Origin of the sequence: Salmonella sp. SJTUF15570 (assembly GCF_043357055.1) — a bacterium.
In the GTDB taxonomy this organism is placed as follows: domain Bacteria; phylum Pseudomonadota; class Gammaproteobacteria; order Enterobacterales; family Enterobacteriaceae; genus Salmonella; species Salmonella enterica.
The window spans coordinates 144,514-167,024 of sequence record NZ_JBEUKJ010000009.1 but is presented as its reverse complement, the minus strand read 5'-3'; the positions used below and the strand labels follow the sequence as shown (position 1 = coordinate 167,024).

Annotated in this window: 19 protein-coding genes and 1 riboswitch; of the genes, 5 read left to right on the top strand and 14 right to left on the bottom strand. The window is 54.2% G+C overall.

Annotated features, from left to right (window positions below; translation table 11 throughout):
- Positions 1-162: 162 nt before the first annotated feature.
- A complete protein-coding gene (gene polB / locus ABVN44_RS18150) occupies positions 163-2,514 on the bottom strand; it encodes a DNA polymerase II (RefSeq protein ID WP_000035715.1) in 2,352 nt (783 codons plus the stop codon).
- A gap of 43 nt (positions 2,515-2,557) precedes the next feature.
- Positions 2,558-3,178: a YdcF family protein gene (locus ABVN44_RS18145; RefSeq protein ID WP_000877512.1), complete on the bottom strand. Its 621-nt coding sequence runs from the start codon at positions 3,176-3,178 to the stop codon at positions 2,558-2,560.
- Between the two features lie 517 nt (positions 3,179-3,695).
- On the opposite strand from ABVN44_RS18145, the gene ABVN44_RS18140 reads away from it, so the two are divergent.
- Positions 3,696-4,115: a DUF4751 family protein gene (locus ABVN44_RS18140; RefSeq protein WP_024148439.1), complete on the top strand. Its 420-nt coding sequence runs from the start codon at positions 3,696-3,698 to the stop codon at positions 4,113-4,115.
- 5 nt (positions 4,116-4,120) lie between these two features.
- Here ABVN44_RS18140 and araD read toward each other — a convergent pair whose 3' ends face one another.
- The 3 genes from araD to araB all read right to left on the bottom strand — a co-directional run bounded on the left by araD (position 4,121) and on the right by araB (position 8,179).
- Complete coding sequence (gene araD, locus ABVN44_RS18135; RefSeq protein WP_000888684.1) at positions 4,121-4,816, bottom strand: L-ribulose-5-phosphate 4-epimerase; 696 nt, start codon at positions 4,814-4,816, stop codon at positions 4,121-4,123.
- 140 nt (positions 4,817-4,956) lie between these two features.
- On the bottom strand, positions 4,957-6,459 hold the full coding sequence (araA, locus tag ABVN44_RS18130) for an L-arabinose isomerase (RefSeq protein ID WP_023231569.1): 1,503 nt from the start codon (positions 6,457-6,459) through the stop codon (positions 4,957-4,959).
- Between the two features lie 10 nt (positions 6,460-6,469).
- Positions 6,470-8,179 (bottom strand): ribulokinase, encoded by a 1,710-nt coding sequence (gene araB / locus ABVN44_RS18125; RefSeq protein ID WP_048348999.1) that lies wholly within the window; start codon positions 8,177-8,179, stop codon positions 6,470-6,472.
- Positions 8,180-8,519: 340 nt separating this feature from the next.
- Here araB and araC point away from each other — a divergent pair, with 340 nt between their 5' ends.
- Together araC and ABVN44_RS18115 are read left to right on the top strand one after the other, a co-directional pair.
- Positions 8,520-9,365, top strand: a complete 846-nt coding sequence (gene araC, locus ABVN44_RS18120) for an arabinose operon transcriptional regulator AraC (RefSeq protein WP_000852387.1) — start codon at positions 8,520-8,522, stop codon at positions 9,363-9,365.
- Positions 9,366-9,483: 118 nt separating this feature from the next.
- Positions 9,484-10,251, top strand: a complete 768-nt coding sequence (locus ABVN44_RS18115) for a DedA family protein (RefSeq protein ID WP_001148369.1) — start codon at positions 9,484-9,486, stop codon at positions 10,249-10,251.
- A 38-nt stretch (positions 10,252-10,289) separates the two neighbouring features.
- On the opposite strand, the gene thiQ is transcribed toward ABVN44_RS18115, so the two are convergent.
- The 4 genes from thiQ to sgrR form a co-directional block, all read right to left on the bottom strand.
- Positions 10,290-10,997, bottom strand: coding sequence for a thiamine ABC transporter ATP-binding protein ThiQ (gene thiQ / locus ABVN44_RS18110; protein ID WP_000915965.1), 708 nt, complete (start codon positions 10,995-10,997; stop codon positions 10,290-10,292).
- Positions 10,981-12,591, bottom strand: coding sequence for a thiamine/thiamine pyrophosphate ABC transporter permease ThiP (gene thiP, locus ABVN44_RS18105; RefSeq protein WP_000235635.1), 1,611 nt, complete (start codon positions 12,589-12,591; stop codon positions 10,981-10,983). Before thiP ends, thiQ begins: the two co-directional genes overlap by 17 nt.
- Positions 12,567-13,550: a thiamine ABC transporter substrate binding subunit gene (gene thiB, locus ABVN44_RS18100; protein ID WP_000915326.1), complete on the bottom strand. Its 984-nt coding sequence runs from the start codon at positions 13,548-13,550 to the stop codon at positions 12,567-12,569. Before thiB ends, thiP begins: the two co-directional genes overlap by 25 nt.
- A 31-nt stretch (positions 13,551-13,581) precedes the next feature.
- Positions 13,582-13,681, bottom strand: a riboswitch (TPP riboswitch).
- Between the two features lie 46 nt (positions 13,682-13,727).
- The gene (gene sgrR, locus ABVN44_RS18095; protein WP_129339479.1) at positions 13,728-15,386 is read right to left on the bottom strand and encodes an HTH-type transcriptional regulator SgrR; all 1,659 of its coding nucleotides are present in this window, start codon (positions 15,384-15,386) and stop codon (positions 13,728-13,730) included.
- Between the two features lie 92 nt (positions 15,387-15,478).
- On the opposite strand from sgrR, the gene sgrT reads away from it, so the two are divergent.
- A complete protein-coding gene (gene sgrT, locus ABVN44_RS18090; protein WP_001248755.1) occupies positions 15,479-15,601 on the top strand; it encodes a glucose uptake inhibitor SgrT in 123 nt (40 codons plus the stop codon).
- Between the two features lie 334 nt (positions 15,602-15,935).
- On the opposite strand, the gene leuD is transcribed toward sgrT, so the two are convergent.
- The 5 genes from leuD to leuL form a co-directional block, all read right to left on the bottom strand.
- On the bottom strand, positions 15,936-16,541 hold the full coding sequence (leuD, locus tag ABVN44_RS18085) for a 3-isopropylmalate dehydratase small subunit (protein ID WP_000818264.1): 606 nt from the start codon (positions 16,539-16,541) through the stop codon (positions 15,936-15,938).
- A 10-nt stretch (positions 16,542-16,551) separates the two neighbouring features.
- Complete coding sequence (gene leuC, locus ABVN44_RS18080) at positions 16,552-17,952, bottom strand: 3-isopropylmalate dehydratase large subunit (RefSeq protein WP_001140632.1); 1,401 nt, start codon at positions 17,950-17,952, stop codon at positions 16,552-16,554.
- Positions 17,953-17,954: 2 nt separating this feature from the next.
- Positions 17,955-19,046 (bottom strand): 3-isopropylmalate dehydrogenase, encoded by a 1,092-nt coding sequence (gene leuB, locus ABVN44_RS18075; RefSeq protein ID WP_000042336.1) that lies wholly within the window; start codon positions 19,044-19,046, stop codon positions 17,955-17,957.
- Positions 19,046-20,617 (bottom strand): 2-isopropylmalate synthase, encoded by a 1,572-nt coding sequence (gene leuA / locus ABVN44_RS18070; protein WP_000082819.1) that lies wholly within the window; start codon positions 20,615-20,617, stop codon positions 19,046-19,048. Before leuA ends, leuB begins: the two co-directional genes overlap by 1 nt.
- Before the next feature lie 87 nt (positions 20,618-20,704).
- Entirely contained in the window at positions 20,705-20,791 is an 87-nt protein-coding gene (gene leuL, locus ABVN44_RS18065; protein WP_001575587.1) for a leu operon leader peptide, read from the bottom strand.
- Positions 20,792-21,447: 656 nt separating this feature from the next.
- Here leuL and leuO point away from each other — a divergent pair.
- On the top strand, positions 21,448-22,392 hold the full coding sequence (gene leuO, locus ABVN44_RS18060) for a transcriptional regulator LeuO (protein ID WP_001115420.1): 945 nt from the start codon (positions 21,448-21,450) through the stop codon (positions 22,390-22,392).
- The last annotated feature ends 119 nt before the right edge of the window (positions 22,393-22,511 follow it).

The window sequence follows — 22,511 nt, the reverse complement described above, 5'->3', positions numbered from 1 at the left end:
TCTATATCTTTAATTGCAGGCATTACTCGCCATTCCCAGGCGACAGCACTGGATAATTGCGAGTATACGACCCCGCTACCAGGCTAATGTGGTAGTGGCGTTAATTAGGTCCAGGAATGGAAAGGGCGCTATGGTACTGGAAGGCGGCGCTTTCGTCACGCGTCAAAATAGCCCCAGTTGCCCGGTCAGTAGTGTAGCAAAATTATCTTCAACGAAGGGAAGAATTCCTTCCGCCACGGGTTGTAGCTGGCGGGTAAGATAGTGTTCGTAATCCAGCGGCGACTGCTGGTAATCCACGGGCTCGGGGCCGTTAACAGTCCAGACATATTTTATGGCGCCGCGATTCTGATACTGCGCCGGACGACCCTGCTTCAGGTTTTGTTCATCCGCCAGCCGGGCGGCGCGAACGTGCGGCGGAACGTTACGTTGGTACTCATGTAAAGGGCGACGCAGACGCTTACGATAAACCAGCTGTGCGTCCAGTTCGCCCGCCATCAGTTTATCGATAGTCTCACGCACATAGTCTTGGTAAGGTTCATTGCGAAAAACACGCAGATACAGCTCCTGTTGAAAGCGCTGCGCCAGCGGCGTCCAGTCGGTCCGCACCGTTTCCAGACCTTTAAATACCATACGCTGGCTGTCGCCTTCCTGAATCAGGCCCGCGTAGCGTTTTTTACTGCCAGTATCCGCGCCGCGGATGGTCGGCATCAGAAAGCGACAAAAGTGGGTTTCAAACTCCAGCTCCAGCGCACTGGTCAAATTTTGCTGTTGTAACGTCTGCGCCCACCATTCGTTCACGTGACGCACCAGCCTGTGCCCGATTTCCGCCGCATCGGCTTCTGAATGCGCGCGCCGGAGCCAGACGAAAGTGGAATCGGTATCGCCATAAATCACGTCATAACCCTGCGCCTCAATCAGCGCTTTGGTCTGGCGCATAATCGCATGACCGCGCATGGTGATTGACGACGCCAGACGGGGATCGAAAAAGCGACAGGCCGTGGTGCCGAGTACGCCATAAAAGGCGTTCATAATGATTTTAAGCGCCTGCGAGAGCGGTTTATTGCCCTGACGTTTGGCTTCATCGCGCCCGTGCCAGATTTGGCTAACAATTTCCGGCAGGCAGTGCTTTTCTCGTGAAAACCAGGCGTCAAGGAAACCTTCGGTACTGTGTTCCGGATCCGGCTGCGCCATACCTTCGACCAGCCCGACGGGATCAATCAAAAACGTGCGGATAATCGACGGGTACAGGCTTTTATAATCCAGCACCAGTACTGAATCGTATAATCCGGGTTGTGAATCCATTACGTAGCCGCCGGGACTTGCCAGCGGCGGCACTTCGCCGAGATTGGGTGCGACATAGCCGGCGCGGTGCATTCGCGGAAAGTAAAGATGCCCGAATGCGGCGACCGAACCGCCGTGGCGATCGACCGGCAGGCCGTTGATCGTCGCGCGTTCCAGCAAAAACGGCATGATCTCGGTTTTATGGAAAATGCGCGTGACCAGCTCACAGTCTTTCAGGTTGTAGGTGGCGAGGGCGGGTTTATCCTGGGCAAAGCGGCGATCGATCTCATCCATACGATCCCAGGGGTTATCAATGGATTTTCCTTCGCCGAGCAGTTCCTGCGAGACGGCTTCCAGCGAAAAAGACGAAAAATTCCAGAACGCGGATTTAAGCGCGTCGATACCATCGATAATGACTCGCCCTCTGGCCTGGGCGAAAAAAACGCCGTTTTTGAAGCCATGTTCGCGCCACTCCAGTTCGCTATTGTCTCGCCCCAGCCGTAAAGGGATACGGTAGCGTTCGGCATGTTTTTGCAGCATACGCAGGTCGAACTGCACTACGTTCCAGCCGATGATGACGTCAGGATCATGTTCGGCAAACCAGGCGTTGAGTTTTTCCAGCAGCTGCGGGCGGCTGGCGACATACACAAGCTCGAAGTCCAGTTGGCGGTCATCGCCATTCGCCGGGCCCAGCATATAAACGGTACGCTGGCCGCAGCCTTCCAGACCAATGCAATACAGTTCGCCGTGTCGCGTGGTTTCGATATCCAGCGAGACCCATTTTAGCGGCGGTCGATAGTCGGGGTGGGGTTTAAGACGCGCATTGCGGATAACGCCGTTGCGCATCTCGCCGTCTACCCAAACGGGCGACGTAATAAAACGCTCCATCAGGTAACGTTCCGGCGGGCGTACATCCGCTTCATAAACGGTGACGCCGTTTTCGCGCAGCAGTTTCTCCATCCGCATAAGCTGGCGGTGAGTGCGGCAATACAGACCGGATACCGGCTGACGATGAAAGTCTCGCAGCTGGAGCGGCGTCAGGCGATAGTCTTTTTCCGCCTGTAGCAGCGAGGCGGCGCGGGAGGTCTGGCTGGTCGGAATAAACGCCACGGACTCTTGCGGCGCCAGCGTCGCCTGCACAGGGCCGTTGTCTGTCGCCAGCCAGAAAGAGACCTCCGTCCCTTGCGGCGTATCCCGCCAGTGCCGGGTTAAAATGAAACCTGCCTGCGCCACGATGATTACCTGTCTAAAAAATTCACGCTAATTATAACCTGTTTTAGGGGGTAATACTGTTATTTTGTACAGGCATATAACGTAAAAGCCGATATCCGCTGTAATAAAAAGTTTCTCGCAGTAAGAAGCGGGTTTGCGCCCACCAGGATTTATAGCGGGTGGATCGCGTGGGTGATGAGCGGCTATCGATACCATTATCCTGAGCGATAGTTTTCAGACGCAGCATATGCAGCGGATCGCTGACCAGTAACGCTGTGCGCCATTGTTGTTGTCGCAGTATCTGTTTTGCGTAACGAATATTTTCGCGCGTCACGGTAGAGCGCTCTTCAATAAAAATCGCCTTAGCCGGAATGCCTTTTTCCAGAACGTATTGACGGGCTATCGCCGCGTCGGAAACCGTTGCGCCAGCGCCGTAGCCGCCGGTTAATACCAACGCGCGGACAATGTGTTGTTGGTAAAGCCAGATGGCATGATCCAGTCTGGCCTGAAAAACGGGAGAAGGCGTTTTTCCGCTAACGCCTGCTCCTGCGACAATCGCGCAGTCAGCTACGCGCGTCTGGTTTTGCTGACTGAACTGATAAATAGCGATGGCATTATGGATAAACACCGTAGCCATAATGAGAATTATGCCTGCCGCGATTCTGATGATGTAGCGATATTTCATGAATGAGTTCGTTCCCCGTGACGGGTGTAATGGATATTTTAACGATAAAATGGCTTTTAGCGTCAGATATTTTTGCTGACGTATATTTATCAATATAATGATGCCGGTATATACAGCAGATATAATTATCCTATAACTGCTAATTTTGAATCATGTTTATTTACCATTTTTACCCATGTATTAGCTGTTTTGTGTCAAGTCTGTTTTCATACATTCAGTATTTTTCAGAAAGGCGCTTGTTCGAATCTGTTACTTATTTCTCGGATTAACAAAAAAGCGATATTTTTTGTTTGTTTTAATTAATGAAAAGTGTAACAATTTCATTTGGAACATCCGCACCGTCAGGTAGAAATATAATGTTCCAATTGGCCGCTATGGTTAAATAAAAATGGATTACAGTGCGAATTCGTCGGGAACTCTCTGCATAATTTAATTTTTATTTTAGAATATAATTTTATTTTGACTTTCGGGTGCGGGTGTTTTTATCAAAATTTGTGGTATTCGGGAATGATCTTTTATGAATGTGAGTATGCAGGCGCGTCTGGTAGGGAGCGACCGTTATCTTTTCGTCAATACTCAATGCGCTAACCCTTCCATAAAAACCGTGAGTCGATTTTTTGAGTATAAAACATGGACAGAACAGATTTGGCGTACCGAGATTATTGAAAACGGCAATGCTTTTTTTCACTGGCAAGGACACGACAGAAAAAACGGACATCGGGATACCATTATTAACTATCTGTTAAATGGGCAACGCTGGCAGTCAACAATCGAAGATTATATTTTCTTCCATGCGCTGGAAGGAAAAGTGTTGCAGGGATATTATGATAATATTATTGAATATGTGAGTTCTGATCATTACGTCTATCAAAGCGCATTTGCTGAATATATCACCGACCAGATTCATCAACGCGCCCCCAATGGGACGCGTTTTTAGAGGCATTACTGCCCGTAATAGGCTTTTGCGCCGTGTTTGCGTAGATAGTGTTTATCCAGCAGGGATTGCTGCATGTCGGGCAACTGCGGCGCAAGCTGGCGGCAGAAGATCCCCATATAGGCCACTTCTTCCAGCACGATGGCGTTATGCACTGCATCCTCGGCATTTTTACCCCAGGCAAACGGGCCGTGCGAATGGACAAGCACGCCGGGCATTTGAGCGGCGTCAATGCCTTGTTTTTCAAAGGCTTCAACAATGACATTGCCCGTTTCCCATTCATACTCGCCATTAATTTCCGCCTCGGTCATTTTGCGAGTGCAGGGAATCGTACCGTAGAAATAGTCGGCGTGGGTGGTGCCCGTCGCCGGAATCGGCTGACCCGCCTGCGCCCAGATAGTCGCGTGGCGCGAATGGGTGTGTACGATGCCGCCGATAGTCGGAAATGCCTGGTACAACAGACGGTGGGTTGGCGTATCGGACGACGGTTTCTTATGACCTTCAACGACTTCACCGGTCTCCAGGCTGACCACCACCATATCGTCAGCGGTCATGACGCTATAATCGACGCCGGACGGCTTAATCACCAGTACGCCGCGTTCGCGATCGACGGCGCTGACGTTACCCCAAGTAAGGGTGACCAGGTTGTGTTTTGGCAGCGCCAGATTAGCTTCCAGTACCTGGCGTTTGAGATCTTCTAACATTGTTTTCTCCCTGCCGGATGGCGCTTCGCTTATCCGGCCTACGAGCGACGGTGTGCCGGATGGCGACACAAATGCCTTATTCGGCCTACAGGACCGTAGGCCCGGTAAATGCAGTGCCGCCGGGCAATCCGTTTCACCAATTAACGTTTGAACCCGTAATACACCTCGTTCCAGCGCAGCGCGTCCTTAAAGGCCGGCAGACGGGTATCATTATCAATTACCGCGATTTCGATATCGTGTATTTCTGCGAACTGGCGCATATCGTTCAGATCCAGCGCGTGGCTGAAGACGGTATGGTGCGCGCCGCCAGCCAGAATCCACGCTTCGGAGGCGGTCGGCAGATCCGGCTGCGCCTTCCACAGCGCGTTAGCTACCGGCAGTTTCGGCAGGGAGTGCGGCGTTTTTACGGTGTCAATGCAGTTGACCAGCAGGCGATAACGATCGCCGAGGTCGATCAGGCTGGCGACGATCGCCGGGCCGGTTTGGGTATTGAAAATCAAACGCGCCGGATCTTCCTTGCCGCCAATCCCGAGGTGCTGGACGTCGAGGATCGGTTTCTCTTCCACCGCGATGGACGGACACACCTCCAGCATGTGCGAGCCGAGCACCAGATCGTTGCCTTTCTCGAAGTGGTAGGTGTAATCCTCCATAAATGAGGTGCCGCCCTGCAGACCGGTTGACATCACTTTCATAATGCGAAGCAGAGCGGCGGTTTTCCAGTCGCCTTCGCCCGCAAAGCCGTAGCCCTGTTGCATCAGACGCTGTACGGCCAGACCCGGGAGTTGTTTCAGGCCGTGCAAATCTTCAAATGTCGTCGTAAAGGCGTGAAAGCCGCCCTGTTCCAGGAAACGCTTCATACCGAGTTCAATACGCGCCGCTTCTCGCACGTTCTGGCGTTTATCGCCGTGGATTTGGGTGGCGGGCGTCAGGGTATAGCTGCTTTCATACTCGTCAATCAGAGCGTTGATATCGCCGTCGCCGATAGAATTCACCACCTGCACCAGATCGCCGACCGCCCAGGTATTGACCGAAAAGCCAAATTTGATTTGCGCGGCCACTTTATCACCGTCAGTCACTGCGACTTCACGCATATTGTCGCCGAAGCGGCAGACTTTTAGCTGGCGGGTATCCTGTTTAGAGACCGCCTGGCGCATCCAGGCGCCGATACGCGTATGGGCCTCTTTATCCTGCCAGTGACCAGTGACGACCGCGTGCTGCTGGCGCATCCGCGCGCCGATAAAACCGAACTCGCGGCCGCCGTGCGCAGTCTGGTTCAGGTTCATAAAGTCCATATCGATGCTGTCCCACGGCAGGGCGGCGTTAAATTGGGTATGGAATTGCAGTAGTGGTTTGTTAAGAATACTCAGCCCGTTGATCCACATTTTGGCCGGGGAGAAGGTGTGCAGCCAGACCACCAGCCCTGCGCAGCGATCGTCATAATTGGCGTCACGACAAATGGCGGTAATCTCATCCGGCGAGGTGCCCAGCGGTTTTAATACCAGTTTACATGGCAGTTTGGCTTCGGTATTCAGCGCGTTGACCACATGCTCGGCATGTTGGGTGACCTGACGCAGGGTTTCTGTGCCATACAAATGCTGGCTGCCAATCACAAACCATACTTCATAATTATCAAAAATCGTCATTGTCGTGTCCTTAATGAGTCAGGATTGCCTGATTGGCCGGGGTCGTTGGCGCCGGCGCGGTAGTCGGAAGATAATGTTGTTCTGCGCTTAGCGCCCACTGCTGGTAGCGGCGGTAAAGCTGTTCGAAGCGTTGCGCCTGTTCAGGGTGGGGGCGCAGAGTGCGTTCTACCGCGCTCGCCATGCTTTGCTGGGCGGCTGGAATGTCGGCATGGACTTTCGCAGCGACGGCGGCAAAGATAGCGGCGCCTAATGCGCAACACTGGTCGGAAGCGACGATCTGCAACGGACGATTCAGTACGTCGCAGCAGACCTGCATAATGACCTGATTTTTACGGGCGATGCCGCCAAGCGCCATCACGTTATTGACCGCGATACCCTGATCGGTAAAACACTCCTGAATGGCGCGCGCGCCGAAGGCGGTCGAGGCGACCAGACCGCCAAACAGCGCTGGCGCGTCGGTGGCGAGATTGAGATCGGTAATGACGCCTTTCAGACGCTGATTAGCGTTTGGCGTGCGGCGACCGTTAAACCAGTCGAGCACCACCGGCAGGTGATCCAGGGACGGATTTTTCGCCCAGGCGTCGGTGAGCGCTGGCAGTAGCTGTTTTTGGCTGGCTTTAATCTGGGTTTTCAGTTCCGGGTGCTGCGCGGCAAGTTGTTCCAGCGGCCAGCTCAACACGCGGCTAAACCAGGCGTAGATATCGCCGAAAGCGGATTGCCCCGCTTCCAGACCGATAAAGTTCGGCACCACGCTGCCGTCAACCTGACCGCAAATGCCTTTCACGGCGCGATCCCCGACGCTCTGTTTATCCGCAATCAGAATGTCGCAGGTAGACGTGCCGATGACTTTTACCAGCGTATTGGACTGTGCGCCCGCGCCGACCGCGCCCATGTGGCAGTCGAACGCGCCGCCGGAAATCACTACGCTTTCCGGCAAGCCGAGGCGCTGCGCCCATTCGGCGCACAGGGTGCCCACGGGCAGATCGGCGGTGAAGGTTTCGCTAAATAACGGGTAGCGAAGATGACGGTTAATGCACGGATCGAGTTCATCAAAAAAGCTCGCGGGCGGCAGACCGCCCCAGCTTTCATGCCACAGCGTTTTGTGCCCGGCGCTGCAGCGGCCACGGCGGATATCTTGCGGGCGAGTGGTGCCGGAAAGCAGCGCCGGCACCCAGTCACACAGTTCAATCCACGAGACGGCGGCCTGCGCGACGGTGCTATCCTGGCGGGTGACGTGCAGAATCTTCGCCCAGAACCATTCGCTGGAGTAAATGCCGCCAATATAGCGGGAGTAGTCGACCTTGCCTGGCTTATGGCACAGACGAGTGATTTCGTCGGCCTCTTCCACGGCGGTGTGATCTTTCCACAGCACAAACATCGCATTCGGGTTCTCGGCGAACTCCGGACGCAGCGCCAGGACGTTACCGTCGGCGTCAATCGGCGCTGGCGTAGAGCCGGTGCTGTCAACGCCAATGCCAACGACATTTGCGCGTTGCGCGGCGCTTAATTGTGCCAGAACGGCTTTCAGCGCGGCCTCCATTGACTCCATGTAGTCGCGCGGATGATGACGGAACTGGTTGTTCGGGCCGTCGCAATAACGGCCTTCTTGCCAGCGCGGATACCACTCTACGCTGGTGGCGATCTCGTCGCCGGTGGCGCAGTCCACTGCCAGAGCGCGCACTGAATCACTGCCAAAATCGAGGCCAATTGCAATTGCCATCGTCTTACTCCATCCAGAAAAACAGGTATGGAGAAACAGTAGAGAGTCGCGGCAAAAACCGTCAGGCAGGATCCGCTAATCTTATGGACAAAAATGCTAATGCTTTGCAAAGTGTGACGCTGTGCAAATATTCAATGTGGACATTCCAGCCATAGTTATAGACACTTCTGTTACTTAATTTTATCGCCTGAACTGTACGCTTTTGTTACAAAGCGCTTTTCACAAGCGGGGTTGATACGTGCTTTCATCAAGCGCAAGGTCTTGCGGAGACGTAAGCACTGTCGTCCTGGTCAATATGGACAATTTGTTTCTTCTCTGAACATCGGGGGGTAGAGAAATCATGGCTGAAACGCAAAATGATCCGCTATTGCCGGGATATTCATTTAATGCCCATCTGGTCGCCGGACTGACGCCAATTGAAGCGAATGGATATCTGGATTTTTTTATCGATCGTCCGTTGGGCATGAAGGGATATATTCTTAACCTGACCATCCGCGGAGAGGGCGTCATTAATAATAATGGCGAGCAGTTTGTCTGTCGGCCTGGCGATATATTATTGTTTCCGCCGGGCGAGATTCATCACTATGGACGGCATCCGGACGCCAGCGAGTGGTATCACCAGTGGGTTTATTTCCGGCCTCGCGCCTACTGGCAGGAGTGGCTGACCTGGCCGACAATCTTTGCCCAGACAGGATTTTTCCGCCCGGACGAGGCGCGCCAGCCGCATTTCAGCGAACTGTTCGGACAGATCATCAGCGCCGGGCAAGGGGAAGGCCGCTATTCTGAGCTACTGGCGATCAATCTGCTGGAGCAGCTGTTGCTCAGACGTATGGCGGTAATTAATGAGTCGTTGCATCCGCCGATGGATAGCCGTGTGCGCGATGCCTGCCAGTATATCAGCGACCATCTCGCGGACAGCCATTTTGACATCGCCAGCGTCGCCCAGCATGTCTGCCTGTCGCCCTCCCGATTATCGCATCTGTTCCGCCAGCAGTTAGGCATTAGCGTATTGAGTTGGCGCGAAGATCAGCGTATCAGCCAGGCGAAACTCCTGCTTAGCACCACGCGAATGCCGATAGCGACCGTTGGGCGCAATGTTGGATTTGACGATCAGCTCTATTTTTCGCGGGTATTTAAAAAATGCACCGGGGCAAGTCCTAGCGAGTTCAGGGCCGGATGTGAATAAAAAGTGAATGATGTGTCCACAAAGATGTCATAAGCCGTAACTATTCGGATAATTGACGGCTTGACGAAGGGGGACGGGGTAAGCAGAATCCCTGCTTCATCACGCTGACGGACACACTATGCAAGCACTGCTGGAACACTTTATCACCCAATCCACTCTGTATTCGCTTATCGCTGTGTTGCTGGTCGCCTTCCTGGAATCGCTGGCGCTGGTGGGGTTGATTTTACCCGGCACGGTACTGATGGCGGGGCTGGGCGCGCTTATCGGCAGCGGCGAGCTCAATTTTTGGCATGCCTGGCTGGTGGGTATTATCGGCTGTCTGATGGGCGACTGGATTTCGTTCTGGCTGGGGTGGCGCTTTAAAAAGCCGCTACACCGCTGGTCTTTTATGAAAAAGAACAAGTCGCTGCTGGATAAAACCGAACACGCGCTGCATCAGCACAGTATGTTCACGATCCTGGTCGGACGTTTTGTCGGTCCGACGAGGCCGCTGGTGCCGATGGTGGCAGGGATGCTGGATCTTCCCGTAGCGAAATTTATTGGGCCGAACTTGATTGGCTGTTTGCTGTGGCCGCCGTTTTATTTCCTGCCGGGCATTCTGGCGGGAGCGGCAATCGATATTCCTTCCGATATGCAGAGCGGAGATTTCAAATGGCTGCTGCTGGCGACGGCGTTGCTGCTGTGGGTCGGAGGCTGGCTATGCTGGCGGCTGTGGCGCAGCGGCAAAGCGGCAGTCGATCGTTTAACCGCGTATTTCCCCCGCAGCCGTTTGCTGTATCTGGCGCCGTTGACGCTCGGGATCGGCGTGGTCGCGCTGGTGGTGCTGGTTCGCCACCCGCTGATGCCGGTATATATCGATATTCTGCGCAAAGTTGTGGGTTACTAACGATTCCTTTGCCGGATGGCAGCTTCGCCTTATCCGGCCTACAAAATATGGGATTTGATGCCCAATAGCGCTGAGGCGCTGGCCTGACCGCTTAGTAGCTCGTCTGTTTTGCCTTGCCACGCAATGCGTCCGTCGGCGACGACGATTGACCGGGGCGCAATTCGCGCCGCATCTTCCACGCTGTGCGAGACCATCAACAGCGTGAGCTGTCGCTCGCGGCAGATATCGCTGACCAACGTCAGCATCTCCTGGCGCAGCGCGGGATCGAGCGCGGAGAACGGTTCATCCAGCAGCAGTACCGGCTGTTCACGTACCAGGCAGCGCGCCAGCGCTACCCGCTGACGCTGGCCGCCGGACAGTTCGCCCGGTAAACGCGTCATCAGACTCTCAATGCCCATCTGATGTGCGATAGCGTCCCGTTTTTCCCGCTGGCTGGCGTTGAGCGTTAACCCAGGGTTTAGCCCCAGACCGATATTTTGCTGCACATTCAGGTGGCTGAATAAATTATTCTCCTGAAACAGCATTGAGACCGGACGGCGTGAGGGCGGCGTAAGCGTATGATCGTCGCCGGCAATCAGTAGCGTACCGCTGGCAGGCGCAAGAAAACCGGCAATTAAATTCAACAACGTGCTTTTCCCCGCGCCGCTGGGGCCAAGAATCGCCACCTGCTCGCCGCGTTCTACCGCCAGCGTAAAACGCATCGGCAAATGATGGTAAAGCCAGGTGATATCAATCAGTTTTAGCATGTCGGCCCGGTAGTTTCTCTATGAGGGTAAATAACGTAAAGCAGAGCAGCAATAGTATCAGCGCGGTCACCGCGCCGTCCTGGCTGCGGTAGGAGCCGATCTGCTGATACAGATAAAACGGCAGCGTGCGGAAATTGTCATTGCCGAAAAGCGCGACGACGCCAAAATCACCGATAGAAAGTACGCAGGCAAACGCCAGCGCCTGCGCCAGCGGACGTTTCAGCGCCCGCAGTTCCACGACCTTTAACCGCGACCAGCCTTCAATTCCTAATGACTGGCACAGCATTCCATAACGGGCGGTAATATCGCGCATTGGGTTTTCCAGGACTTTTAGCGCGTAGGGGATTGCCATCAGCGCATTGGTGAAAATCACGATGCCGTCGGCGGATTCCGGTAAGCCAACGCTGTTATTGAGCAGTAAAAAGAAGCCTGTCGCCAGCACGATCCCCGGCATCGCGAGGATCAACATCCCGCTGAGTTCCAGCGTTTGTCCGGCGAATAGTTGCTGGCGTTGGCGTAGCTCGCGGCTACTCCACAGCAGCATCATGGTCAGCACCACACACAGAACGCCCGCCGCCAGCGCAATGCGTAGCGATGTCCAGACAGCCTGCCACAGAATGGGTTGCGCCAGCACCTCCGGCAGGCTGCGGTTGACGCCATCGACCACCACGGCGACCAGCGGCGGAAGCAGCAGCAGCAGCGCCAGCACGATTAATAAGGCGTCAGTCAGACGGCTGTGGAGACGATCGTCAGGATCGCGCCAGCCCTGCGTCAGCGTCATCCCCGGCGCAATCGCTTTGCTCAACCGTTGGCTTAGCAGTACCAGCGCCAGGCAGCAGACCATCTGGATTAATGCCAGCATCGCCGCGCGGGCGGGATCGTAGTCATAACTGAGCGCCTGAAAGATAGCCAGCTCGATAGTGGTGGCCTGCGGGCCGCCGCCGAGCGACAGAACCGTTGCGAAACTGGCGAAGCAGAGCATAAAAATCAGCGCCGCGACGGGCGGAATTTGGCGGCGCAGCCACGGCCATTCGACAAAACGGAAAAAATGCCAGCCGCGCATACCGAGCTGGGCGGCGAGCTGGCGCTGCTCGCCGGGAATGCTTTCCAAAGATTGCAGCAACAAACGGCTCGCCATTGGCAGGTTAAAAAAGACGTGCGCCAGTAAAATGCCCTGCAAGCCGTAGGGGGAGAATGTCCACTGAAGCCCCAGCATCTGCCACAGCGAGGCCAGCCAGCCCTGACGGCCATACACGCTAAGAATACCGAACACGGCAACCAGTACCGGCAGAATCAGCGTCATGGCGCACAGACGCAGCAGCGCCAGACGTCCAGGAAAACGGCGTCGATAAAGCGCGCGGGCGAGAAAAACCGCCGGGACCACAGACAGCACTGCGGACAGAAACGCCTGCCAGAATGAGAAGCGCACCACATGCCACAGGTAGCTATCCCGCCAGATTGTCGACCACGCGCCCGACGGCGCGTTCAGCCAAAGCGCCAGAAAGGCCGCCAGCGAGACGGTTATCATCAGCGCGGCGGCGCACAGCCCCGGAATCAGCCAGCCGGGAATTAACGGCTGACGGCGCGTTGCCATTCGCTAATCCATGCCTGGCGTTGTGCTGCCACTTGTTGCGGCGTGAATTCCAGCGTTGTGGCGGGTTTTGCCAATGATTCAAACCCTGCTGGTAGGGCGACGTCCGCTACCGGGTACATCCAGTTGCCGGTGGGTATGGCGTTCTGAAACGCCGGAGAAACCATAAATTTGAGGAATTTCTCCGCCAGTTCCGGCTGCTTACTGGCGACGGTACGCGCCGCGACTTCTACCTGTAAGTAATGGCCTTCGCTGAAGTTCGCGGCGGCGTAATTGTCCTTCTTCTCTTCAATAATGTGATACGCCGGAGAGGTGGTGTAACTGAGCACCAAATCGCTTTCACCTTTCAGAAATAAGCCGTAGGCCTCGCTCCAGCCTTTCGTCACCGTCACCGTTTTGGCCGCCAGTTTTTGCCAGGCCTGCGGCGCGTTATCGCCATAGACTTTGCGCATCCACAGTAACAGCCCCAGCCCTGGCGTACTGGTACGCGGGTCCTGATAAATCACCCGCCATTTTTGATCGCTCTCGACCAGTTCTTTCAGGCTTTTCGGCGGATTTTTCAGCTTGCTTTTATCGTAGACAAAGGCGAAATAGCCGTAATCGAACGGCACAAATGTGTCGTTTTTCCAGCCGCCGGGCACCTTGACCGCTTCATTCGCCACGCCGCTTTTGGCAAAGAGTTTAGTTTGCGTGGCCGCTTCCAGCAGATTGTTGTCCAGCCCCAACACCACATCGGCTTTGCTGTTCTTCCCCTCCATCCGCAGGCGGTTGAGCAGCGAAACGCCATCCTCCAGCGCCACCAGTTTCAGCTCGCAGTTGCAATCGGCTTCAAACGCTTTTTTCACCGCCGGGCCTGGCCCCCAGTCGGCGGCGAACGAGTCGTAGGTATAGACGGTGAGAACGGGTTTGGCGAAAGCAGGCGCCGCGCACAGGAGTAAAAGCGGAAGATATTTTTTTAACACTTTGCACCTCAGTGAAAGAGTGGCAAAGGACTTGAGAGGTAACCTCAAATCCCTTCGCCGGCATTATCCGGATCAGGTTCGACGGGTATTTTCTCAGCGCGCGCATGAGCGCGGCACCCCGTTGAGTTCGGCGTTAGTGTAGTGATTTTGTTGCCGGGCAGCAATCAAGAGCTGGCGTTAAGGATCTGGCGGCGCAAACCACGCCGATTTAAAATCAAACCAGCCGAGGGTATTCATGCGCAGCCCGCGCATACTGCGCTGTCCCTGGATAATCAGCCAGTGGTGGATCAACGGCACAATCGCTTTGTTGACCAGCAGTTGCTGGCACCAGTTCGCCAGGTTCATCTCGCCAGCGCGCCACTGCGCGGCGTCGTCCTGCCAGTCGCGCGGAATGCAGTTCTGCAAGAGCGGTACTTCGCACAGGTGCGCGAACAGCGAGAAATCCAGCGGCAGCGTAAAGTTAGCGCTATTGAGCCAGATATCGCTTTCGATGTCGCCGGCGTGCCATTGATCGTAGTCGATCTCCTGAATATGCAGATGCACCTGATGTTCAGCCAGAAGCGCGCTCATGATACGGGCGATAACCCGGTGCTCAATGTGTTCGCGATAGAAGGTCAGCGTGAGGGTTTCCAGCCCGGCGGGTTTTTCGCCCGGGCCTGGACGGGCGTGATGCCAGCGCGGTAAAAGCCCATAGGCCGGGAACCAGAGCTGCTGTAGCGGTTCATCGGCATGATAGAGTAAATTGGTGGGGGAGAGGACGTGGCTTACCCATTCTCTGACCCGCGGATGCGCGCCGCGCGGCGTTCTGGCGTCGAATAGCAGGTAATAGCACCCCTCTTCCAGTCGGCTTTCTATCGCTTTTTCACCGCCTTGTATCGGCCCTTCCAGCATCAAGCCGCAGGCCGGTTCTTCACTGATATCCGGCAGTACCCAGACGTTCACTTCGTCTATCAACGCCCGATAGCCGAAGTAGTCATCAAAGGCGAGTATCTTGAGTTGGTTCGGCGTATTACGCCGCACGGCATAAGGCCCGGTGCCGATAGGGTGGCTGGCGAAATTAGCCAGTGTTTCCCACTCCCGCGGCAAAATCATCGCCGGGACCTGGCCCAGCAGCCACGGCAACCAGCGATCCGGCTGGGAAAGATGAATATCCAGCGTCCACGCGGTAGGGGAGTCTATCTTTGTGATGTGCGAGTAAAGCGGAAGCGTATTGATACGCGTCAGCGAGGCGATGACATCTTCCATCTCCAGCTCGCGGCCATGATGAAAATGAATGCCAGGGCGCAGGTAGAAGCGCCACAGTAAAGGGGAAATTTGCTGCCAGTGGTGGGCAATGTCCGCTTCCAGTTCCCCGTTTTCCTCATTTACCCGCGTGAGCGAACTGAAAATTTGCCGGGCAATATGGGTTTCCGAGCGACGTAATGCGGTTCCCGGCAGGAGATTGTGCATCGGACGATAGTAAAGAACCCGCAGAATATGCCGCCCCTGGCGGAAGCTGCGTCCCAGATGGGAAATCAGCATTTGCCTGACAGCGCTTTTATCGCCGACCAGTTGTACCAGTTGATCGATTCGATCTTGTTCCAGCAGGTCTTCCGCCCGCTGCTGTTGCAGCGCCAGTCCGGTATACAGGAACGTCAGACGCGAACGCTTTCCGCGTCCAACTTCGGCTTCCCATGTTAGCCAACCGCGCGCCTGCATCGTATTTAGCAGCGTACGCATATGGCGACGCGAACAGTTCAGCAGATCCGCCAGCTCATTAAGCGTGGTGTCTTGCGTTTTACCGTCACAACATTGCCAGAGACGGATAAATTGTTGTTGCAGGCGACCTGAGGGCATAAAAGGGGAACTCCGATGAAAAACTCAGCAATTTTATTATCCCTATATTAGGCCAATAATATCTTTCGATGAAGCAAGAGGAAGAGGTCACTATGCGCCAGTTCTGGTTGAGATATTTTGCCGCGACGGAAAAAACGTCCTGGCTGGCTTGCCTGAGCGCGCCGCAGCGCTTAAAAATGCTCGCGGAACTGATGCAGTGGGAGGCGACCGATTGAAGCCAATTGCAGACATCATGTGTGACTGAGTATTGGTGTAGGCGATAGCCTAAAATCACCCGCCAGCAGATAATATCTGCTGGCTTTTTTTATTTCGGCTGTTTCTGGATGACGACGATGGGACGGCGTCTCAACGGGATTTATGCGGCGGTTTCTGTGGTCACGCGGGGGTGAGCGGGCGAGTAAAAGACGTATAAAAAATGCCGGAGTATCCCCGGCATGAGCGACTGATGAGTAACCCGAAGTTTGATGGTACTACGCTTATCAGGCCTACAGGATATAGTGGCAACCTGGTGATATTGCATAACCTGTAGGCCCGGTAAGGCGTCAAGGGTTACCGCATAAATGCCGGTTGTTTATTTTCGTAGGCGGCAATCGCGTCTTCGTGCTGCAGCGTCAGCCCAATGCTGTCCAGACCGTTCAACATGCAGTGGCGGCGGAAGTCGTCGATTTTAAAGCTATAGGTTTTATCGCCTGCTTTCACCACCTGTGCTTCCAGATCCACTTCAAAATGAATCCCCGGATTGGCTTTCACCAGAGCAAACAGCTCATCGACCTGTGCGTCGCTCAGGGTTACCGGCAGCAGTTGGTTGTTAAAGCTGTTGCCGTAGAAAATGTCGGCGAAGCTTGGCGCGATCACCACTTTAAAGCCGTAATCGGTCAGCGCCCACGGCGCGTGCTCGCGTGACGAGCCGCAGCCAAAGTTTTCTCGCGCCAACAGAATCGACGCGCCTTGATATTCCGGAAAGTTCAACACGAATTCCGGATTTGGCTGTTGGCCCTTTTCGTCCAGGAAGCGCCAGTCGTTAAACAGATGGGCGCCAAAACCGGTGCGCGTAACCTTCTGCAAAAACTGTTTAGGGATAATTGCATCGGTATCGACGTTGGCGGCATCCAGTGGGACAACCAGGCCGGTATGCTGGGTAAATTTCTCTGCCATGGTAGTTTCCTTATTTGATGCTGCGAATGTCGGCGAAGTGGCCGGTAACGGCGGCAGCGGCGGCCATCGCCGGGCTGACTAAATGCGTGCGACCCCCGCGGCCCTGACGGCCTTCAAAGTTACGGTTGCTGGTGGATGCGCAGCGCTCGCCCGGGTTCAGGCGGTCATTATTCATGGCCAGGCACATGGAACAGCCCGGTAAGCGCCATTCAAATCCTGCTTCGATAAAGATCTTGTCCAGACCTTCCGCTTCCGCCTGCGCTTTCACCGGACCTGAACCCGGCACCACCAGCGCCTGTACGCCAGGCGCGACTTTGCGCCCTTTGGCGACTTCCGCCGCCGCGCGCAAATCTTCAATGCGCGAATTGGTACAAGAGCCGATAAAGACTTTATCGATAGCAACGTCCGTTAACGGTACGCCCGGCTGTAAGCCCATATAAGCCAGCGCTTTTTCGGCGCTGGCGCGCTCAACCGGATCGCTAAAGGAGGCGGGATCGGGGATGATGTCGGTGACGGAAATCACCTGGCCCGGATTAGTGCCCCAGGTCACCTGCGGCGCGATTTCTTCTGCCCGCAGGGTGACGACAGTATCAAAGGTCGCGCCGTCATCGGTTTTCAGCGTTTTCCAGTACTCGACGGCTTCGTCAAAATCGCGGCCCTTCGGCGCGTGCAAACGCCCTTTTACGTAGTTAAAAGTGGTTTCATCCGGGGCGACCAGACCGGCTTTGGCGCCCATCTCAATCGCCATATTGCACAGCGTCATGCGGCCTTCCATACTCAGCGCGCGGATAGCGTCGCCGCAAAATTCAACCACGTGCCCGGTGCCGCCGGCGCTGCCGGTTTTACCGATGATCGCCAGCACGATGTCTTTGGCGGTAATGCCCGGCGCGGCGTTGCCCGTGACTTCAATCTTCATGGTTTTAGCGCGCCCCTGTTTCAGGGTTTGCGTCGCCAGTACATGTTCTACCTCAGAAGTGCCGATGCCGAAGGCCAGCGCGCCAAACGCGCCGTGGGTGGCGGTGTGGGAGTCGCCGCAGACGATGGTCATGCCCGGCAGGGTGACGCCCTGTTCCGGCCCCATCACATGGACGATGCCCTGATACGGGTGATTCAGGTCATACAGTTCGACGCCGAACTCGTTACAGTTCTTAATCAGCTCCTGCATCTGGATACGCGCCATTTCACCGGAGGCATTAATGTCTTTAGTCTGCGTCGAGACGTTGTGATCCATCGTGGCGAAGGTTTTCCCTGGCTGACGTACCGGACGATGGTGCGCGCGCAGACCGTCAAACGCCTGCGGAGAGGTGACTTCATGCACCAGGTGGCGGTCGATGTACAGCAGCGGCGTTTCGTTTGGCGCCTCAAAGACCACGTGGGCATCAAATAATTTTTCGTATAACGTTTTGGCCATGATTACACCCCTTCTGCGACATAGCGGGCGATAATATCGCCCATCTCATCGGTACTGACTGCGGCAGCGCCCCTGGCTAAATCGCCGGTGCGAACGCCCTCTTCTAATGCGCGATTGATCGCCTGTTCAATGGCCGTTGCCGCATCGTTGGCATCCAGGCTGTAGCGCAGCAGCAGCGCCAGCGACAGGATCTGCGCAATTGGATTGGCGATATTTTTCCCGGCGATATCCGGCGCGGAGCCGCCAGCCGGTTCATACAGGCCAAATCCTTGCTCGTTCAAGCTGGCGGAGGGCAACATCCCCATTGAGCCGGTGATCATGGCGCATTCGTCGGACAGAATGTCGCCGAACAGGTTAGAGCACAGCAGTACGTCAAACTGCGACGGGTCTTTAATCAACTGCATGGTGGCGTTATCGATATACATGTGCGCGAGTTCCACATCGGGATACGTTTTCGCGACATCGTTGACGATCTCACGCCACAGGATAGAGCTTTGCAGTACGTTGGCTTTATCAATAGAGGTGACTTTACGGCGGCGTTTACGCGCCGATTCAAAGGCGATACGGGCAATGCGCTCGATCTCAAAGCGGTGATAAACTTCGGTATCAAAGGCTTTTTCGTACTGACCGCTGCCTTCACGGCCTTTTGGCTGTCCGAAATAGATCCCGCCGGTCAGCTCGCGCACGCACAGGATATCGAAACCGTTAGCGGCGATATCGGCGCGCAACGGGCAAAATGCTTCCAGTCCCTGATACAGTTTCGCCGGACGCAGGTTACTGAATAATTTGAAATGTTTGCGCAGCGGCAGCAGGGCGCCGCGCTCTGGCTGGCTTTCCGGGGGCAAATTTTCCCATTTCGGGCCGCCGACGGAGCCAAACAGAATGGCATCCGCCTGCTCGCACCCTTCAACGGTGGCTTTCGGCAGTGGATGACCATGATTGTCGATAGCAATACCGCCGACGTCATAGCGGCTGGTGGTGATACGCATATCAAAACGGCTGCGTACCGCATCCATAACTTTCAGGGCTTGCGCCATGACTTCCGGGCCGATACCGTCGCCCGGCAGTACGGCAATATGATAGTTCTTCGACATTACACGGTTTCCTTGTTGTTCTCTTTATTTTGAGCTTTGCGTTGCAATTCTTTTTCAACTTCGGCGGCGCGCCAGATATTGTTCAGTACGTGCACCATCGCTTTGGCGGAGGATTCGACGATATCCGTCGCCAGCCCGACGCCGTGGAAGCGGCGACCATGATGGTTCACGACGATATCGACCTGACCCAGCGCGTCTTTGCCCTGGCCTTTGGCGTTCAGGTCGTATTTAACCAACTCAACGTCGTAGCCAGTGATGCGGTTAATCGCCTGATAGATGGCGTCGACCGGGCCGTTGCCGTTCGCCGCTTCGGCCTTGATCTCTTCACCACAGGCCAGCTTCACGGAAGCGGTGGCGATATCGCTGGAGCCGGACTGCACGCTGAAGTAATCCAGACGGAAATGCTCTGGTTCTTCTTGCTGTTTATTAATAAACGCCAGCGCTTCCAGGTCATAGTCGAACACCTGGCCTTTTTTGTCCGCCAGCTTCAGGAACGCGTCGTACAGGTGGTCCATGTTGTAGTCTGTGTCCTTGTAACCCATCTCTTCCATGCGATGTTTCACGGCGGCACGGCCAGAGCGGGAGGTCAGGTTCAGCTGTATCTGGTTCAGACCGATGGACTCTGGCGTCATGATTTCATAGTTTTCGCGGTTCTTGAGGACGCCATCCTGGTGGATGCCGGAAGAGTGGGCGAAAGCGCCGCTGCCGACAATCGCTTTGTTGGCCGGGATCGGCATGTTACAGATCTGGCTGACGGTCTGGCTGGTGCGCCAGATTTCGTGGTGATTGATGTTGGTGTGTACGTTCATGATGTCTTTGCGCACTTTAATCGCCATGATCACTTCTTCCAGTGCGCAGTTACCGGCACGTTCTCCGATACCGTTCATCGCGCCTTCAACCTGACGCGCGCCCGCATGTACTGCCGCCAGCGAGTTGCCTACCGCTATCCCTAAATCGTCGTGGGTATGAACGGAGATGATGGCTTTGTCGATATTGGGGACACGTTCATACAGGCCGGAAATGATTCCCGCGAACTCAAACGGCATGGTATAGCCCACGGTATCGGGAATATTAATGGTTCTCGCGCCGGCGTTTATAGCGGCTTCCACCACGCGCGCCAGATCGTCAACAGGCGTCCGGCCAGCATCTTCGCAGGAGAACTCTACGTCATCAGTGTAATTACGCGCCCGCTTAACCATGTATACCGCGCGTTCGATGACCTCATCCAGCGTGCTGCGCAGCTTGGTGGCGATGTGCATTGGCGAGGTGGCGATAAAAGTATGGATGCGAAACGCGTCGGCGACCTTCAGCGCCTGTGCCGCGACGTCGATGTCTTTTTCTACACAACGCGCCAGGGCGCAAACGCGGCTGTTTTTGATGGTGCGGGCGATGGTTTGGACAGATTCAAAATCACCCGGAGAAGAGACCGGGAAGCCTACTTCCATGACATCAACACCCATGCGCTCAAGGGCCAGGGCAATCTGCAGCTTCTCTTTCGCGCTCAGGCTAGCCTGTAACGCTTGTTCGCCGTCGCGTAAGGTCGTATCAAAAATAATGACTTGCTGGCTCATGATGTGGTCCTTGTCTCCAGGGGCGCCTTGCGTCAGGCATAAAAAAACCCGCGCAACGGCGCGGGTTTTGTTTGACTTCGAGCTGACTTAATGTTGAATGCCGCCCACCGGTCTACCGCGCACAATAAATGCGTTGAGTAGTAGTAGCCCAGTGAAACGAACGATATGTGACATTAATTCAGCTCCAGCGAATGCGTTATGCTTTTAGTGGTACTGGATATGCCGTTTAATGTCAACTCTATTTTCTGTCGCCATTGCATTTTGTTGACGATATCCGGATACGTACTTTAGCTAATTGTGCTGGGCTGCGCGTCCAATAAAGGATAAAAGAACGAGTGGACATTCATACTTTTCATTGTTTGAAATATTTAGGCATTTTTGTTTGCAAATTGGTTAGGGGAATGGCCTGTTAAAGGTATGCTAAAGGTTTGGTTTATCTTTTTGATTTGTTTTATATTTTAACAAATAACCTTGTTTACTTAATGGATAAGGATAAAGTTATTGATAAATTAATGTTAACTTTTTAGCTATTAATAATATAAACATTTAATTGAAACTTAAATGATCATTCACTTGGTGTATGATTGTGTATTCGCCATAGTTATGGTTATATTGCTTGCGTAATTTAAACATTATGAATCGCAATGGTGTGACTCAGGACACATTACGCTTGCGCTGGCATTCTATTTGTCTCTGTCAGCGTCTTTATGTTTTCCGAATTTTAACGCTTTCCCTTTTTCTTATTTTATATGCATGGTAAATCATATTTTCAGGAATTATTTCTGCCTTCAGCCAGAAAAAGGGAGTTAAGCGTGACAGTGGAGTTAAATATGCCAGAGGTCAAAACCGAAAAGCCGCATCTTTTAGATATGGGCAAACCACAGCTTCGCATGGTTGATTTGAACCTATTGACCGTGTTCGATGCGGTAATGCAAGAGCAGAATATTACGCGCGCCGCCCACACGCTGGGAATGTCGCAGCCTGCGGTCAGTAACGCCGTAGCGCGTCTGAAGGTTATGTTTAATGACGAACTTTTTGTTCGATATGGACGAGGAATTCAGCCGACTGCCCGTGCATTTCAGTTATTTGGTTCAGTCCGTCAGGCGTTGCAATTGGTGCAAAATGAATTGCCGGGATCGGGGTTTGAGCCGACCAGCAGCGAACGTGTATTCAATCTTTGCGTGTGCAGTCCGCTGGATAATATCCTGACGTCACAGATTTATAATCGTGTAGAAAAAATTGCGCCAAATATTCATGTCGTTTTTAAAGCGTCGTTGAATCAGAATACTGAGCATCAGCTACGCTATCAGGAAACCGAGTTCGTTATTAGTTATGAAGAATTCCGTCGTCCTGAGTTTACCAGCGTACCGCTATTTAAAGATGAAATGGTTTTAGTCGCCAGCCGAAAACACCCGCGTATTAGCGGCCCGCTACTGGAAGGCGATGTTTATAATGAACAACATGCGGTTGTTTCTCTCGATCGTTATGCGTCATTTAGTCAGCCGTGGTATGACACGCCGGATAAACAGTCGAGCGTGGCTTATCAGGGCATGGCGCTTATCAGCGTTCTGAACGTGGTTTCGCAGACGCATTTGGTCGCTATTGCCCCGCGCTGGCTGGCGGAAGAGTTTGCGGAATCGCTGGATCTGCAAATATTGCCGTTGCCTTTAAAACTGAATAGCCGGACATGCTACCTTTCCTGGCATGAAGCGGCTGGGCGTGATAAAGGGCACCAATGGATGGAAGATTTATTAGTTTCTGTTTGTAAGCGATAAAACCGGGCAGAATAAATCAGAAACAAATTCTGGTTTATTCTGCTTTTTTGCGTATATCAAAAATTTTATGCTGATTTAACGGTGAGCGATTCTTTTCGTCGTTGTGAAAAATAGATGAA

Excerpts from the sequence above, each read along its gene's own strand:
- sgrT (WP_001248755.1), top strand. The coding sequence starts at position 15,479 with ATGCGCCAGTTCTGGTTGAGATATTTTGCCGCGACGGAAAAAACGTCC.
- araD (WP_000888684.1), bottom strand. The coding sequence starts at position 4,816 with ATGTTAGAAGATCTCAAACGCCAGGTACTGGAAGCTAATCTGGCGCTG.
- leuO (WP_001115420.1), top strand. The coding sequence starts at position 21,448 with ATGCCAGAGGTCAAAACCGAAAAGCCGCATCTTTTAGATATGGGCAAA.
- ABVN44_RS18140 (WP_024148439.1), top strand. The coding sequence starts at position 3,696 with ATGAATGTGAGTATGCAGGCGCGTCTGGTAGGGAGCGACCGTTATCTT.
- leuA (WP_000082819.1), bottom strand. The coding sequence starts at position 20,617 with ATGAGCCAGCAAGTCATTATTTTTGATACGACCTTACGCGACGGCGAA.
- ABVN44_RS18115 (WP_001148369.1), top strand. The coding sequence starts at position 9,484 with ATGCAAGCACTGCTGGAACACTTTATCACCCAATCCACTCTGTATTCG.
- sgrR (WP_129339479.1), bottom strand. The coding sequence starts at position 15,386 with ATGCCCTCAGGTCGCCTGCAACAACAATTTATCCGTCTCTGGCAATGT.
- leuC (WP_001140632.1), bottom strand. The coding sequence starts at position 17,952 with ATGGCCAAAACGTTATACGAAAAATTATTTGATGCCCACGTGGTCTTT.
- araB (WP_048348999.1), bottom strand. The coding sequence starts at position 8,179 with ATGGCAATTGCAATTGGCCTCGATTTTGGCAGTGATTCAGTGCGCGCT.
- thiQ (WP_000915965.1), bottom strand. The coding sequence starts at position 10,997 with ATGCTAAAACTGATTGATATCACCTGGCTTTACCATCATTTGCCGATG.
- leuL (WP_001575587.1), bottom strand. The coding sequence starts at position 20,791 with ATGTCACATATCGTTCGTTTCACTGGGCTACTACTACTCAACGCATTT.
- thiP (WP_000235635.1), bottom strand. The coding sequence starts at position 12,591 with ATGGCAACGCGCCGTCAGCCGTTAATTCCCGGCTGGCTGATTCCGGGG.
- leuB (WP_000042336.1), bottom strand. The coding sequence starts at position 19,046 with ATGTCGAAGAACTATCATATTGCCGTACTGCCGGGCGACGGTATCGGC.
- leuD (WP_000818264.1), bottom strand. The coding sequence starts at position 16,541 with ATGGCAGAGAAATTTACCCAGCATACCGGCCTGGTTGTCCCACTGGAT.
- araC (WP_000852387.1), top strand. The coding sequence starts at position 8,520 with ATGGCTGAAACGCAAAATGATCCGCTATTGCCGGGATATTCATTTAAT.
- ABVN44_RS18145 (WP_000877512.1), bottom strand. The coding sequence starts at position 3,178 with ATGAAATATCGCTACATCATCAGAATCGCGGCAGGCATAATTCTCATT.
- araA (WP_023231569.1), bottom strand. The coding sequence starts at position 6,459 with ATGACGATTTTTGATAATTATGAAGTATGGTTTGTGATTGGCAGCCAG.